This is a genomic window from Streptomyces sp. NPDC058758, from assembly GCF_042746075.1.
Lineage (GTDB): Bacteria > Actinomycetota > Actinomycetes > Streptomycetales > Streptomycetaceae > Streptomyces.
Genome location: NZ_JBHYPS010000004.1, coordinates 206679 through 222200, shown reverse-complemented (window position 1 = coordinate 222200; position 15522 = coordinate 206679). Strand labels below are relative to the sequence as shown.

Annotated in this window: 11 protein-coding genes; 9 read left to right on the top strand and 2 right to left on the bottom strand. The window is 72.8% G+C overall.

Features of this window, described 5'->3' with window-relative positions; all coding sequences use genetic code 11:
• Positions 1-6 precede the first annotated feature (6 nt).
• Positions 7-1185 (bottom strand): low temperature requirement protein A, encoded by a 1179-nt coding sequence (locus ACFW6A_RS07430; protein ID WP_351841516.1) that lies wholly within the window; start codon positions 1183-1185, stop codon positions 7-9.
• Positions 1186-1219: 34 nt separating this feature from the next.
• Positions 1220-1927, bottom strand: a complete 708-nt coding sequence (locus tag ACFW6A_RS07425) for a sirohydrochlorin chelatase (RefSeq protein WP_386639253.1) — start codon at positions 1925-1927, stop codon at positions 1220-1222.
• Between the two features lie 378 nt (positions 1928-2305).
• On the opposite strand from ACFW6A_RS07425, the gene nirB reads away from it, so the two are divergent.
• The 9 genes from nirB (at position 2306) to ACFW6A_RS07380 (ending at position 15467) form a co-directional block, all read left to right on the top strand.
• Positions 2306-5098, top strand: coding sequence for a nitrite reductase large subunit NirB (gene nirB, locus ACFW6A_RS07420; RefSeq protein ID WP_386639250.1), 2793 nt, complete (start codon positions 2306-2308; stop codon positions 5096-5098).
• 364 nt (positions 5099-5462) lie between these two features.
• Positions 5463-6884: a NarK family nitrate/nitrite MFS transporter gene (locus tag ACFW6A_RS07415; RefSeq protein WP_351841510.1), complete on the top strand. Its 1422-nt coding sequence runs from the start codon at positions 5463-5465 to the stop codon at positions 6882-6884.
• 176 nt (positions 6885-7060) lie between these two features.
• On the top strand, positions 7061-9331 hold the full coding sequence (pflB, locus tag ACFW6A_RS07410; protein ID WP_386481682.1) for a formate C-acetyltransferase: 2271 nt from the start codon (positions 7061-7063) through the stop codon (positions 9329-9331).
• Positions 9332-9418: 87 nt separating this feature from the next.
• Entirely contained in the window at positions 9419-10237 is an 819-nt protein-coding gene (pflA, locus tag ACFW6A_RS07405; protein WP_386481684.1) for a pyruvate formate-lyase-activating protein, read from the top strand.
• Positions 10238-10367: 130 nt separating this feature from the next.
• Positions 10368-11489, top strand: coding sequence for an MFS transporter (locus ACFW6A_RS07400; RefSeq protein ID WP_351853379.1), 1122 nt, complete (start codon positions 10368-10370; stop codon positions 11487-11489).
• Entirely contained in the window at positions 11486-13798 is a 2313-nt protein-coding gene (locus ACFW6A_RS07395) for a molybdopterin oxidoreductase family protein (protein WP_351853381.1), read from the top strand. The genes ACFW6A_RS07400 and ACFW6A_RS07395 overlap by 4 nt, the downstream gene beginning before the upstream one ends.
• A gap of 6 nt (positions 13799-13804) precedes the next feature.
• Complete coding sequence (locus ACFW6A_RS07390) at positions 13805-14404, top strand: 4Fe-4S dicluster domain-containing protein (RefSeq protein ID WP_351853384.1); 600 nt, start codon at positions 13805-13807, stop codon at positions 14402-14404.
• Entirely contained in the window at positions 14401-15099 is a 699-nt protein-coding gene (locus tag ACFW6A_RS07385) for a Rieske (2Fe-2S) protein (protein ID WP_351853387.1), read from the top strand. Before ACFW6A_RS07390 ends, ACFW6A_RS07385 begins: the two co-directional genes overlap by 4 nt.
• Positions 15096-15467, top strand: coding sequence for a DUF6755 family protein (locus tag ACFW6A_RS07380; RefSeq protein ID WP_351853390.1), 372 nt, complete (start codon positions 15096-15098; stop codon positions 15465-15467). The genes ACFW6A_RS07385 and ACFW6A_RS07380 overlap by 4 nt, the downstream gene beginning before the upstream one ends.
• Positions 15468-15522: the final 55 nt, after the last annotated feature.

Sequence of the window (15522 nt, the reverse complement as noted above, 5' to 3'; positions counted from 1 at the left end):
CCTACCTCAGGAGGGGCGGGCCGTCCTGGTGGCCGGGTTGCGTGCGGTGAGCGTCACGCCGAGCGCGACCGCTCCCGCCGCGACCAGACCGGCCGCGGGCACCGCCCAGCGGCCCGCGAACGAGCACAGCAGGATCGCGAGCGACGCCCCCGGCAGCACCGCCTGCTGGGCGAGGCCGACCTTGAAGTAGCGGGCGTGCAGCAGCCACACGGACAGCAGGAAGACGGCCGTCGGGATCGTCACCGACGCCGAGGCGGCGAGCGTGCCGATGTGGGCCTTGCCCACGGCCTGCTCGACCGCGATCTCCAGGCCGGCGCCGATCGCCGCCGCCGACGTGAAGATCACGTAGTGGCCGTACCCCCACAGGAAGCCCTGCCGGCTGTCCGTCAGCCGGTCGTGCGCCGGGACCACGAAGTAGATCCACCAGGCGGCGAAGACGATCAGCAGCCCGCCCGCCGCGATCGGCAGCAGCTCGTTCAGCGCGTCGTGCTCCACCACCCCCGACTTCACCGCCACGGTCGCCGCCGCCACCGACTCGCCGAGCACGATGATCGTGAACAGGCCGTACCGCTCCGCGATGTGGTGCGGGTGCCAGGTGCTGGGCGCGTCCTTCTCCGCGTACACCGGCACCGCGAGCTCGGCCAGCGCCATCACCAGGAACACCCACGGCCGCGCCCCCTCCGGCACGAACAGCAGCGCCAGCCAGCCGAGCTGCACGGTCAGCACCCCGCCCGCGTACCGCCGGCACATCGTCCGCTCCTCCGCCGACGCCGCGTGCCGGGCGGCCCGCAGCCACTGCGAGGCGAGCGCCACCCGCATCACCAGGTAGCCGAGGTAGACGACGAGGAAGTCGTGCTCCTCGAAGGCGCGCGAGACGCCCGCGGCGAGGATCAGCACCCCGGCGATCTGGACCAGCGTGACGACCCGGTACAGCACGTCGTCGTTGTCGTAGGCCGACGCGAACCAGGAGAAGTTCATCCACGCCCACCAGATGGCGAAGAAGACCATCGCGTAGCTCGCGACGCCCTCGCCCGCGTGCCCCTCGGCGACCGCGTGCACGAGCGACGCGCCCGCCTGGGCGACGGCCACCACGAAACACAGGTCGAAGAAGAGTTCCAGCGGCGTGGCGGTCCGGTGCGACTCCTCGCGGGAGCGCGCGGTCAGGGGCAGAAAGGGTTGTGTCATGCCCCCAGCACACCAGAGCCGCGGCCCGTCTTTCTCAGGCCACGCTGAGGAGGGCGGGCGCCCCGGCCGCTGCCGCTGCCGCTGCCTCGTAACGATCCGCCACCAGCCGGGCCAGCCGCGGGTGGCCGGCGAGCGGCGCGGAGACGGCGTACGCCTCCGGCAGCGCCTCCAGGGACCGGCTGAAGCGGCCCGGGGCCAGCAGGTGCGCCGCCACGGCGACCCGCCGGAAACCCTCCGCACGCGCGCGTGCCACCGCCTCGGCGGGCGCGGGGGACGCGGCCGAGCAGTACGCGACGGAGACCGGCACCGCCAGGAGGCGCCCCAGCCGCTCCGCCGCGGCGAGGGTCCCGTCGTTCCCGCCCGGCCGGGACGAGCCCGCGCCCGCGACGACGACCGCGTCCGCCGGCCCGCCGGCCGCCCGCTCGGCGGCGCGCAGCCGGTCGCGCAGCGCCGGCGCCACGGCGCGCGCGTCGCACAGCCCCGGCGTCAGGACGCACCCGAAGCGCCGGGCGACGGCCGGCACGTCCACCGTCCGGTGGTAGCCGTCCCCCAGCAGCAGCGGCACCACGACCGCGCCGGGCCTGCCGTCCAGCACGGACGCCAGCGACGGCTCCTGGTGGCCGAGGTGCCCCACGGCGACCGGCGCGCCCGTCAGCCGCCGGACCCCGCGGGCCAGCCGCTCCGTGACGGCACCGGCGCCGGGCACGGCGCTCCCGTGCGCGGCCAGCACCAGCTCTCGCATCCCGCGTCCGCCTTCCCGCTCGTGGTCGTACCGCCGTGGCTCCCGGGGGTGCACCGGCCCCGGGAGGCCCGGCGGGAGGGCCCGCGCGGCGGTGTCGTGCGCCGCCCGGACCCGTCCCCCCACGCTAGGGCGCGCGCCCGTGCGGCGGTCCCCGCCGTTCGGCCCCGGGACGGGGGCCACAAGTCCCCTCTGCTCGGGCCTTTCCCGGGGCGGCGGACACCCCCGGCCGCCCTACGGTCGGAGGTGCGCGGACCGCCCCCCGCCCGCGCACCGGCCCCACCTCCTCGCCCCCGAACCGGCCCCACCCCCTCGCCCCCGAACCGGCCCCACCACCTCCCCCTCGCCCGCGCATTGGCCCCCACCCCTTCCGGAGTCGCCATGTCCTCCCGCCCGTCCCTCGTCCTCGTCGGCCACGGCATGGTCGGTCACCGGCTCCTGGAGGCGCTGGCCGAGCGCGGCGCGCTGGCCGACCCGGCCGACCCGGCGGCGCCCGGCTGGCGGGTCACCGTCCTGGCGGAGGAGGACGTGCCGGCGTACGACCGGGTGCACCTCTCCTCCGTGTTCACCGGCACCGCGCCGGACCGGCTCACGCTCGGCGCCCCCGGGTTCCTGGCCGGGCACGGCGTCGACCTGCGGCTCGGCGACCCGGCGGAGCACGTCGACACCGCCGCCCGGACCGTCACCACCACCTCCGGCGCCGTCGTCGGCTACGACGCGCTGGTGCTGGCCACCGGCTCGTACCCCTTCGTGCCGCCGATCCCCGGCGCCGACGCCCCCGGCTGCTTCACCTACCGCACCCTCTACGACGTCGAGGCGCTCACCGCGTACGCCGAGCACGCCGGGACCGGCGTCGTGATCGGCGGCGGGCTGCTCGGCCTGGAGGCGGCGGGCGCGCTGCGCGGCCTCGGACTGGCCACCCACGTCGTGGAGTTCGCGCCCCGGCTGATGCCGCTCCAGGTCGACGACGGCGGCGCGGCCGCCCTGCGGGCCACCATCGAGTCGATGGGCGTCGCCGTGCACACCGGCGTCGGCGCCACCGAGGTGGAGACCGGTGCCGACGGCCGGGCCCGCGCCCTCAGGCTCTCCGACGGCCGGCGGATCCCCGCCGGTGTCGTCGTCTTCTCCGCAGGCGTCCGCCCCCGTGACCGGCTGGCCCGTGAGGCCGGCCTCGCGGTCGGCGACCGGGGCGGCGTGGCGGTCGACGCCCACTGCCGGACCACCGACCCGTACGTGTACGCGATCGGCGAGTGCGCCCAGACCTCCGACGGGCGCGTCTACGGCCTGGTCGCGCCCGGCTACCAGATGGCCGAGGTCGTCGCCGACCGGCTGGCGGGCGACGGCACGACGGAGTTCACCGGCGCCGACACCTCGACCAAGCTGAAGCTGCTGGGGGCCGACGTGGCCTCCTTCGGCGACCCGTTCGCGGCCGGCGCGGAGGCCACCGAGCTCGTCTTCTCGGACGGCCGCGAGGGCGTCTACAAGAAGCTGCTCCTGGGCCCGGACGGGCGGCTGCTCGGCGGCATCCTGGTCGGGGACGCCGAGGCGTACGGCTCGCTGAAGCCGCACGCCGGGCGGCGGCTGCCCGCCCCGCCCGAGGCGTTCATCCTGCCCGCGGCGGCCGGTGGCGCCCCGCTCCCCGGCGCGGCCGCCCTCCCCGACGACGCCGTCGTCTGCTCCTGCCACAACGTGACCAAGGGCGCGGTGAGCGCGGCGATCGCCGACCACGGCCTCACCGACGTCGGCGGCGTCAAGCGCTGCACCAGGGCGGGCACCGGCTGCGGCGGCTGCGCGGGCACCCTCCAGGCCGTCCTCGACGCGGCCGGCGTGGAGAAGCGGCGCGGGCTGTGCGAGCACTTCCCCGGGCTGACCCGGCCGGAGCTGTACGAGCGGGTCCGCACCGAGCGGATCCGCTCCTTCACCGAGCTGATGGAGCGGTACGGCTCCGGGGGCGCGGACGGCGGCCCCGCGTCATCGGGCTGCACCGTCTGCAAGCCGGTCGTCGCCAACGTCCTCGGTACCCTCGCCCCCGAACTGGGCCTGCGGCACGTCCTGGAGGGCGAGCAGGCGGCCCTCCAGGACGCGAACGACCTCTTCCTCGCCAACCTCCAGAAGGACGGCACGTACTCGGTCGTCCCGCGCGTCCCCGGCGGCGAGATCACCCCCGAGCAGCTCATCGCCCTCGGCGAGACGGCCCGCGACCACGGCCTCTACAGCAAGGTCACCGGCGGTCAGCGGATCGACCTCTTCGGCGCCCGCAAGGAGGACCTGCCGGCCATCTGGCGCCGGCTGATCGCGGCCGGCTTCGAGTCCGGGCAGGCGTACGGCAAGTCCCTGCGGACCGTGAAGTCCTGCGTGGGCGCGCGCTTCTGCCGTTTCGGGCAGGGCGACTCGGTGCGGCTCGCGATCGACCTGGAGCTGCGCTACCGGGGCCTGCGCGCCCCGCACAAGATCAAGGGCGGGGTGTCGGGCTGCCTGCGCGAGTGCGCGGAGGCCCGCGGCAAGGACATCGGCGTCATCGCCACCGCCGGCGGCTGGAACCTGTACGTCTGCGGCAACGGCGGCGCGACCCCGCGCCACGCCGACCTGCTCGCCTCCGACCTGTCGGCGGCCGAACTCCTCGCGCTGACCGACCGCTTCCTCATGTACTACCTGCGGACCGGCGAGCGACTGGAGCGCACCTCGGCCTGGCTGGAGCGGCTCGGCGGCTCCGGCGACGGGATCGCGCACCTGCGGGAGGTGCTGGTCGAGGACTCGCTCGGCATCGGCGCGGAGCTGGAGGCGCAGATGGAGCGGCACGTGGCCGCGTACCGCGACGAGTGGCGGGTGGTCCTGGAGGACCCGGCGGCGCTGGCCCGCTTCGAACGGCACGTGGAGGGGGTGGAGTTCCTGGAGCCGGGGCGCGGGCGGGCGGCGGTGCTGCCGGACGGGACGGAGGCCGCGCTGTTCAAGGACGCGGAGGGCGCCGTGTACGCGGTGGGCAACCGGGACCCGTACTCGGGCGCCGACGTCATCGCCGACGGCATCATGGGCCGCCGCGACGGCGTGCCGGTGGTGGCCTCCCCGATGCACAAGCAGGAGTTCGACCTGCGGACCGGTGCGAGCCTGGACGACCCGGAGGTGGCGCTGCCGCTGCTGCCGGTGCCGGAGGTGCCGTCCGCCGGCCGCGGCTGACGGGCCGCGCCCGGACCCGTACCCGTACCGGCGCCCGTACCCGGACCCGTACCGCTCCGGTCCCCTTCCCTCCCCTCCCCCTCCCCCCTCCCCACCCCCAAGACTGCCCCCGGCCCGCACCCCCGACGGCCCCACACCCCTTCCGAGGGGTCGTCGGCCACCGGCCCGGGGGCACCCCCTTCCCTCCCGGCGGCCCCTCGGACCCGTCCCCGCCGGGACCTAGGGCCGCCCGGGAGGCCGACCTAGGCCCGCCCCCGCTCGCGACCATCGGCACTGATGACCCCCTCCGGCGAGGAGCAGCCTGGAAAGGCAAGGAAGAAGCCTCGAAAAGGCTCGTAAACGTCAGGGAAGTCAGGGAAGTGCCATGAGTTCCGTAGTCCAGGACAGCAGAACCACGGGCGGGTCACCCGCCTCGTACGACACGGAGCAGTACCGCCCCGGCCGGACCGTCACCGACTGGGAGCCGGAGAACGAGCTCTTCTGGAAGTCGATCGGCAGGAAGGTCGCCCACCGCAACCTGTGGATCGCGGTCCCCGCGCTGCTCGTCGCCTTCGTCGTCTGGCAGGTCTGGTCGGTCACGGCGACCAACCTGAAGGACGTCGGCTTCGGCTTCTCGACCTCCCAGCTCTTCTGGCTGACGGCCGTCCCCGGTCTGACCGGCGGCACGGCCCGGATCCTCTACACCTTCCTCGGCCCGATGATCGGCCAGCGGCGGTTCACCGCCCTGTCGACGGTCGTCCTCGTGGTCCCGCTGATCTGGCTGGGCGTCGCCATCCAGGACCCGACCACCCCGTACACCGTGATGGTCGTCATCGCCGCCCTCTGCGGCATCGGCGGCGCGAACTTCGCCTCCTCCCTCGCCAACATCGGCTTCTTCTTCCCCAAGGCGAAGAAGGGCAGCGCGACCGGCATCAACGGCGGCCTCGGCAACCTCGGCGTCTCCGTCGTGCAGCTGCTGACCCCGATCGTCATCACCTGGTCGACGATCGCGATCGGCTCCGCCCAGCACAAGGCCGACGGCACCCCCGTTTACCTCCAGAACGCCGCCTTCGTGTGGGTCCCCGTCGTCCTCGTCCTGGCCGCCGTCGCCTGGTTCGGCCAGAACGACCTGAAGGTCGCCTCCACCCCGTTCAAGCAGCAGAAGGTCATCTTCAAGCGCAAGCACAACTGGCTGATGACCTGGCTGTACGTCGGCACCTTCGGCTCCTTCATCGGCTTCGCCGCGGCCCTGCCGATGCTGATCAAGACCACCTTCCCGGACTACTCGGTCGCCACCTACGCCTGGATGGGCCCCGCCGTGGGTGCGCTCGCCCGCTGGGCCGGCGGCTGGATCGCCGACAAGTGGGGCGGCGCCCGGGTCACCATCCTGTCCTTCGTGGGCATGGCGGTCTCGATCATCGGAGTGATCAACTTCCTGCCCTCGGGCGGTGACGGCGGCAGCTTCTACGGCTTCTTCTTCTGCTTCCTCGCCGCGTTCTTCTTCTCCGGCATCGGCAACGGCTCGACCTTCCGCCAGATCCCGGTCATCTTCCGCGGCACCCACCTCAAGGGCCTCACCGAAGGCACCCCCGAACACGCCAGGGCCCTCAAGCAGGCCGAGATGGAATCGGGCGCGGTCACCGGCTTCACCTCCGCGATCGCCGCCTACGGCTTCTTCTTCATCCCGGCGCTCTTCGGCTCGGTCGCCGTCACCAGCGCGATGTGGGGCTTCGTCGCCTTCTACGTCAGCTGCATGGTCGTGACCTGGTGGTTCTACGCCCGCAAGGGCGCGGAGGCCCCCAGCTGAGCCCCCCGCGTCCCGTCGAGAAAGGTCCCGCCGCGGCGGGGCCTTTCCGCATGCCCGGGAAGAGGACCTAGGGCCCCCGACCGGTGACCAATGCCGACCGAAATGATCGATCAGAAGGAGTGAAATGAAAGCAGGCAACGACGCGATCGAATGATTCGAAGAAGGCGGTGCGGGACGTGACTGCGACCCCTGCGGAGACCACGGTGACCGAGCGGGCCTGGAAGGGCTTCAAGGGCGGGCTCTGGCGCGACGCCATCGACGTCCGCGACTTCATCCAGCAGAACTACACCCCGTACGAGGGCGACGACTCCTTCCTCGCCGGCCCCACCGAGCGGACCACCGCCGTGTGGAAGGCGATCACGGACAAGTTCCCCGAGGAGCGCGCCAAGGGCGTCCACGACGTCGCGTACGACGTCCCCTCCACCATCACCGCCCACGCCCCCGGCTGGATCGACCGCGACAAGGACCTGATCGTCGGCCTCCAGACCGACGCCCCGCTGAAGCGGGCGATCATGCCCTACGGCGGCTGGCGCATGGTCGCCGGCGCCCTGGAGACGTACGGCTACCCCGTCTCCGAGGAGCTGGAGAAGGTCTTCACCGAGTACCGCAAGACCCACAACGCCGGCGTCTTCGACGCCTACACCCCGGAGATCCGCGCCGCCCGCAAGGCCGGCATCGTCACCGGCCTCCCCGACGCCTACGGCCGCGGCCGCATCATCGGCGACTACCGCCGCGTCGCCCTCTACGGCGTCGACCGCCTCATCGCGGTCAAGAAGGAGGAGAAGGCCGGGCTCGACGCCCTCCCGGCCGGCGGCCGCTCCCTGGAGGAGACCATCCGGCTCCGCGAGGAGCTGTCCGAGCAGATGCGCGCCCTCGGCGAGCTGAAGGCCATGGCCGCCTCGTACGGGTACGACGTCTCCGGCCCGGCCACCACCGGCCGTGAGGCGATCCAGTGGCTGTACTTCGCCTACCTGGCCGCCGTGAAGGAGCAGAACGGCGCGGCGATGTCGCTCGGCCGCACCTCCACCTTCGTCGACGTCTACCTCCAGCGGGACATCGAGGCCGGGCTCCTCACCGAGGAGCAGGCCCAGGAGCTGGTCGACGACTTCATCATCAAGCTCCGCATCGTGCGCTTCCTGCGCACCCCCGAGTACGACGAGCTGTTCTCCGGCGACCCGACCTGGGTCACCGAGTCCATCGCCGGCATGGGTGAGGACGGGCGGCCGCTCGTCACCAGGACCTCCTTCCGCTACCTCCAGACCCTCTACAACCTCGGCCCGGCCCCCGAGCCGAACATGACCGTCTTCTGGTCGCCGCGGCTGCCGCAGGGCTTCAAGGAGTTCTGCGCGAAGGTCTCCATCGACACCTCGTCCGTGCAGTACGAGTCCGACGAGCTGATGCGGCCCCGCTTCGGCGACGACACCGCCATCGCCTGCTGCGTCTCCGCGATGCCGGTCGGCAAGCAGATGCAGTTCTTCGGCGCCCGCGTGAACCTCGCCAAGACGCTGCTGTACGCGATCAACGGCGGCCGCGACGAGAAGTCCGGCGCCCAGGTCGGCCCCGCCACCGGCGCCCTCACCGCCGAGGTCCTCGACTACGACGAGGTGATGGCGAAGTTCGACGCGCAGATGGAGTGGCTCGCGGAGGTCTACGTCCACGCGCTCAACGTCATCCACTACATGCACGACAAGTACGCGTACGAGCGCCTGGAGATGGCGCTCCACGACCGCGACGTGCGCCGCACCATGGCCTGCGGCATCGCCGGCCTCTCGGTCGCCGCCGACTCGCTGGCCGCCGTCAAGTACGCGAAGGTCAGCCCGGTCCGCGACGAGACCGGCCTCGCCGTCGACTACGTGGTCGAGGGCGACTACCCGGCCTACGGCAACAACGACGAGCGGGTCGACGGGATCGCCGTCCGGCTGGTCGAGGAGTTCATGCGGAAGGTGCGCAAGCACCCGACCTACCGGAACGCCGAGCACACCCAGTCCGTCCTGACGATCACCTCGAACGTCGTCTACGGCAAGAAGACCGGCAACACCCCCGACGGCCGCCGGGCCGGCGAGCCGTTCTCCCCGGGCGCCAACCCGATGAACGGCCGCGACACCCACGGCTACGTGGCCTCCGCCCTGTCGGTCGCCAAGCTCCCGTACGAGGACGCCGAGGACGGCATCTCGCTCACCAACACCGTCACCCCCGACGGCCTGGGCCGCACCCCCGAGGAGCGGATCAGGAACCTCGCGGGCGTCCTCGACGGCTACATGGCGAGCGACGGCTTCCACATGAACGTCAACGTCCTCAACCGGGACGTGCTGATGGACGCCATGGAGCACCCGGAGAACCACCCGCAGCTGACCATCCGGGTCTCGGGCTACGCGGTCAACTTCGTCCGCCTCACCCGCGAACAGCAGCTCGACGTCCTCAACCGCACCTTCCACGGCACGCTGTAGCCCCACCGCTCCGGGGGCCGCCCGCCCTCACCGGGCGGCCCCCGGCCCCCGCCCCCACCACCCCTCTCCTCCCCAGGAGGCCCTGCCATGGCCACGCTCCTCGGCCCGGACGTCCCCGTCCGCCCCGCCACTCCGGCCCAGGCCGCCACCCCGGCCGCCGCCGCGACCCACCGCCCCGCCGAGGGCTCGGTGCACTCCTGGGACCTCTCCACCGGCGTCGACGGCCCCGGCACCCGCTTCGTCACCTTCCTCTCCGGCTGCCCGCTGACCTGCCTCTACTGCCACAACCCCGACACGTGGCGGATGCGCAACGGCAGGCGGACCTCCGCCGACGACGTGATCGCCGAGGCGGCCAAGTACGTCCGCTTCATCTCCGCCTCCGGCGGCGGCGCCACCGTCTCCGGCGGCGAACCCCTCCTCCAGCCCGTCTTCACCGGCGAGCTGCTGCACCGGATGAAGCACGAGCTGGGCCTGCACACCGCCCTCGACACCTCCGGCTTCCTCGGCGCCCGCGCCACCGACGCGCTGCTGCGCGACACCGACCTGGTCCTCCTCGACATCAAGTCCTGGGACCCGGAGACGTACCGGAAGGTCACCGGCCGCCCCCTGAAGCCCACCCTGGACTTCGCCCGCCGGCTCGCCGGCCTCGGCCAGGAGGTGCACGTCCGCTTCGTCCTCGTCCCCGGCCTCACCGACGACCCCGCCAACGTCGAGGGCGTCGCCGCCTTCGCCGGCGGCCTCGGCAACGTCTCCCGCGTCGACGTCCTCCCCTTCCACAAGCTGGGCGAGGCCAAGTGGCGGGCCCTCGACATGCCCTTCACCCTCCACGACACCCCGTCGCCCGCCCCCGAGCAGGTCGCGGCGGTCCGCGAGGTCTTCCGGAGCCACGGCCTGAACGCGGTGTGACCCCGCCCGGAACGGGGTGCGGCCCCGCCCGGAAAGCGGTGTGACCCCGCCCGGAGACCCCTCTGCGACACGTTCACTCCCATGCCGGGCATAACGGGCCTAAAAGGTACATGCGTCCTACCGTGGCCCCGTGACCGAGCCACCGCAGACCGCCGAGCCCCCCACCACCGAGCCGGAACCGGCGCCCGCACCGGCCGCGGACGGCCGCGCGCCCCAGACCCCCGCCGCCGTCCGCCGCCGCGCCGCCCTCACCGCCACCGCCGTCTCCCTGCTGCTGATCCTCGCGATCGTCCTCGGCAGCCGGCTGCTCCGCGACTTCGACTCGGCCCTGCTGCCCTACGCCGTCGCCACCGTCTTCCTCGCCTTCGGCGTTGTCTACCGCTACACCGTCTGGATCTCCGCCCCCGGCGCCCGGCGCCTCTTCCGCCAGGGCTGGCGCTCCTTCTTCTCCGCCGCGAACTTCCGCCGGGCCCCCACCGCCCTGCCGAAGATGATCGCCACCTACCTCGGCTTCCAGAAGTTCCTCGGCGCCCGCTCGCACGCCCGCTGGGCCGCCCACCAGCTCCTCTTCTGGGGCTGCGTCCTCGCCGCCCTCATCACCTTCCCGCTCACCTGGGGCTGGTTCACCTTCACGTCCGCCACCGGCGACGGACCCGGCTACGAGATGCGGATCTGGGGCTTCAAGGTCCTCGGCTTCGACTCGCTGAACGTCCTCGGCTGGCTCATGTTCCACGGCCTGGACATCGCCGCCGTCCTCGTCATCGCCGGCGCCTCCTACTTCCTGTGGCGGCGCATGAAGGACCGCGGCGCCGTCACCGGCCAGCGCTTCGCCTACGACCTGATCCCGCTGATCGCCCTCGTCGTCATCTCGGTCACCGGCCTGCTGCTCACCTTCTCGTCGATCTTCCTGCACGGCGGCGGCTACGAGTTCCTGGCGATCCTCCACATGGTCTCGGTCGTCTTCACCCTCATCTACATCCCCTTCGGGAAGTTCTTCCACATCGTCCAGCGCCCCGCCGCCGTCGGCATGCAGCTCTTCAAGTACACCTCCCGGCGCAAGGACGAGGAGCTCCAGGGCTGCCGCCGCTGCCACGAGCCCATCGACACCCCCGACTACGTCGAGAACCTGCGCGGCACCATGAAGGACCTCAAGCTCGACTTCGACGAGTGGGCCGAGTACTGCCCCCGCTGCAAGCGCGTCCTGCGCGGCGGCGCCTACCTCACCCACGTCAAGAAGGGCTTCAGCGAGTGACCGCGACCGACCCCTCCCGGGCAGTGCCGCTCGACCCCTCCGTCGCCCCGCCCGGGACGCGGAACTTCCGGGACGCCGGGGGGATCCCGGCCGACCGGTGGCACGCCGACCAGAACGAGGAGACGCTCGTCCCCACCCACTGCTGCTTCTGCGGCGTGCAGTGCGGCATGTACCTGCGGGTCGACCGCGCGGGCAAGGTCTTCGGCGTCGAGCCCCGCAACCACGACATCAACCGGATGCGGCTCTGCCCCAAGGGCATCAACGCCTACCAGCAGGTCAACCACCCCGACCGGCTCACCTCCCCGCTCCTGCGCCGCAACCGCGACGAGGAGTTCCGCGAGGTCGGCTGGGAGGAGGCCCTCGACCACACCGTCGCCGAGATCCGCCGCATCCAGGCCGAGTACGGCAACGACGCCTTCGGACTGCTCGGCGGCGCCAGCCTGTTCTCCGAGAAGACCTACCTCGTCGGCAAGTTCGCCCGCGTCGCCCTGAAGACCAAGCACGTCGACTACAACGGGCGCCTCTGCATGGTCTCCGCCGCCGGCGCCAACAAGCTCGCCTTCGGCATCGACCGGGCCGGCAACCCCTTCTCCGACATCCTCCTCACCGACTGCCTCCTCATCGCCGGCTCCAACGTCGGCGAATGCTTCCCGGTGATGACCCAGTACCTGTGGGGGGCCCGCGACCGCGGCGCCTCCCTCATCGTGGTCGACCCCCGGCAGACCGCCATCGCCCGCACCGCCGACGTCCACGTCGCCCTCAAGCCCGGCACCGACTCCGCCTTCTTCAACGCCGTGCTGCACGTGATCGTCGCCGAGGGCCTCACCGACGAGGCCTACCTCGCCGGTCACACCACCGGCTGGGACGAGGTCAGGGCCACCGTCGCCGAGTACCCGCCCTCCCGCTCCGCGCGGATCTGCGGCGTCCCCGAGGAACAGATCGTCCAGGTCGCCCGCATGTTCGCCGGCGCGGGCAAGGCCATGGCCTGGCACGCCCGCGGCGTCGAGCACCACTCCCAGGGCGTCGAGAACTGCCTCACCATCATCAACCTGTGCGTCGCCACCGGAAACATCGGGAAGCCCGGCGCCGGCTACGGCACCATCACCGGCCAGGGCAACGGCCAGGGCGGCCGCGAACACGGCCAGAAGTCCGACCTCCTGCCCGGCGGACGCTCCATCTCCAACCCCGAGCACCGCCGCCAGATCTGCGAGATCTGGGGCATCGAGGAATCCGAACTCCCCGCCGCCGGCACCTCCATGATGGAGATGGTCTGGCAGATGCAGCGCGCCGAGATCCGCGGCCTCATCGGCATCTGCAACAACCCCTTCGTCTCCCTCCCGAACTACGCCACGGTCAAGGAGGGCTACGACGCCCTCCAGTTCCACGCCCAGTTCGACTTCTTCCTCTCCGAGACCGCCGCCAACGCCCACGTCGTCTTCCCCGTCACCGTCTGGGCCGAGGACGAGGGCGTCATGGCCAACGCCGAGGCCCGCGTCGTCAAGCACAACAAGGCCCAGGAGCCCCCGGCCGGCGTCCGCACCGACACCTGGGTCATGTGCGAGCTCGCCAAGCGGCTCGGCGCCGGCGACAAGTTCGCCTTCCCCGACTCCCGCTCCGTCTTCGAGGAGCTGCGGATCGCCTCCGCCGGCACCGTCAACGACTACTACGGCATCACCTACGAGCGCCTGGAGGAGACCGGCGGCATCGCCTGGCCCTGCCCCACCACCGAGCACCCCGGCACCCCCCGCCTCTTCGAGGACGGCCGCACCTACCACCCCGACGGCAAGATCCACCTCCAGGTCGTCGAGTGGCACCCGCCGATGGACCCGTACAGCGAGGAGTACCCCCTCTCGCTCACCACCGGCCGCACCGTCGCCCACTTCCTCTCCGGCAACCAGACCCGCCGGCTCGGCGCGCTCGTCGAACAGACCCCCCGCCCGTGGGTCGAGGTCCACCCCTCCCACGGCTTCCGCAACGGCGACCCCGTCCGCGTCGTCACCCGCCGCGGCAGCGAGGTCTTCCCCGCCCTGGTCACCGAGGCCATCCGCCCCGACACCGTCTTCGTCCCCTACCACTGGCCCGTCCCCACCGCCGCGAACGCCCTCACCGTCGACGCCCTCGACCCCCGCTCGAAGATCCCCGAGTACAAGGTCTGCGCCGCCCGCATCGAGGCCGCCGAACGCGTCGACGAGGTCCCCGCGCCCCCGACCGCCCCCGGGCAGCTCGCCTACCCCGAGACCCAGGTCTCCCGCACCGACCCCCTGCCGCCCACGTCCCCGCAGGGCCGGGGCACCGCGGAGAGGAGCTGACCGCACATGATGGGCCGCACGATCTTCATCGACCCGGGCCGCTGCATCGGCTGCCAGGCATGCGTCTCCGCCTGCCGCGAATGCGACTCGCACCGCGGCAAGTCGATGATCCACCTCGACTACACCGACGAGGGCCACTCCGTCGCCTCCCTCCCCACCGTCTGCATGCACTGCGAGGACCCCGTCGCCCCCTGCGCCGAGGTCTGCCCCGCCGACGCGATCCTGGTGACCGCCGACGGAGTGGTGCAGCAGGCCGACACCACCCGCTGCATCGGCTGCGCCAACTGCGTCAACGCCTGCCCCTTCGGCGTCCCGAAGATCGACCTCCGGGCGAAGCTCCAGATGAAGTGCAACCTCTGCTACGACCGCACCGCCTACGGCCTCGCCCCCATGTGCGCCACCGTCTGCCCCACCGGCGCCCTCTTCTACGGCACCCTCGACGAGCTCCGCGCCGAACGCCCCGGCGTCCAGGTCGCCGACTCCTTCGCCTTCGGCGACGTCGTCGTCCAGACCGGCGTGGCGATGGTCGTCCCCGCCGACAAGGTCCAGTGGCCCGTCCCCGGGGGCCTCCCGGTCGTCGAGATCAACGGAGTGGATGTCCGATGAGCGTCACCGAACAGCCGCCCGCCGACGGTCCGGGCCCGGCCTCCGGTCCGTCCTCCGGCGCGCAGAGGCTGGGACCCGGGGAGACCGACGCGGCGCAGGAGGCGCTCCGCGACCGGATCGCCGCCGACTCGCTCACCACCCGCCGCGACTACCTGCGGATCGTCGCCACCGTCTCCGGCGGCCTCGCCGTCGGCGGCGTCGCCGTCGCCTCCGGCATCCTGCACCGGCACGGCGACCCCGACGGCACCCCCGAGGTGAAGAAGATCGCCGACCGGATCCTGCCGGGGGAGTCCCTCGCCTTCCGCTACCCGGGCGACGAGGACCGGGCGATCGCGGTCCGCATGGAGGACGGCACCCTCGCCGGCTACTCCGCCGTCTGCACCCACCTCGCCTGCGCCGTCCTCTGGCGCAAGGACCGGGGCAGCGAGGGCGAGCTGTACTGCCCCTGCCACGAGGGCGTCTTCGACGCCCGCACGGGAGAGGTCACGGCCGGCCCGCCGCCGCGCGGCCTGCCCAAGGTCATCCTGATCGAGCAGATCGACGGCAGCGTCTGGGCCATCGGCACCGCCCGCTCCGGCGAGAGCCTCCAGGAGGGGTACTGCCGCCAGCGCGGCGCCGGCACCCCGCCCTGCGCGGCCCTCCGGGCCGGGGCGCCCGCCGCCCGGGCCGGAACAGAACGGAGCGAGCGCGCATGACGACCGAGAACCCGCTCCCGGAGCGCCCCTCCTACACCCCGGGCAGCGCGCAGCCGCGGCTGAACCGGCCGGTGCACGAGCGCTATCCGCAGATCCGGCCCACGAGCGGCTACGGCGACCCGCGGATCCGGCACACCGGGCCGGGCCCCGGGGCGGGCACGGAGCAGGAACCGGAGCGCTCCTCGAAGCTGTCGGCGCGGCTCGCGCTGGCGCTCACGGTGGTGATCGGCCAGCTCTGGGGGCTGACCATCGTGGTGGACGAGTGGATGTCCGGCGACACCGGCACCGCCTGGTGGGGCGCGGGCTTCCTCGTCCTGTCGTTCCTGGTGGTCCTCGGACTGTGGGCGCTGGACCCGAAGGACCGGTGACCCGGAGAGCACCGGCCGGGAGAGCACCGGCCGGGAGGGTCCGGGGCGGGGGAGC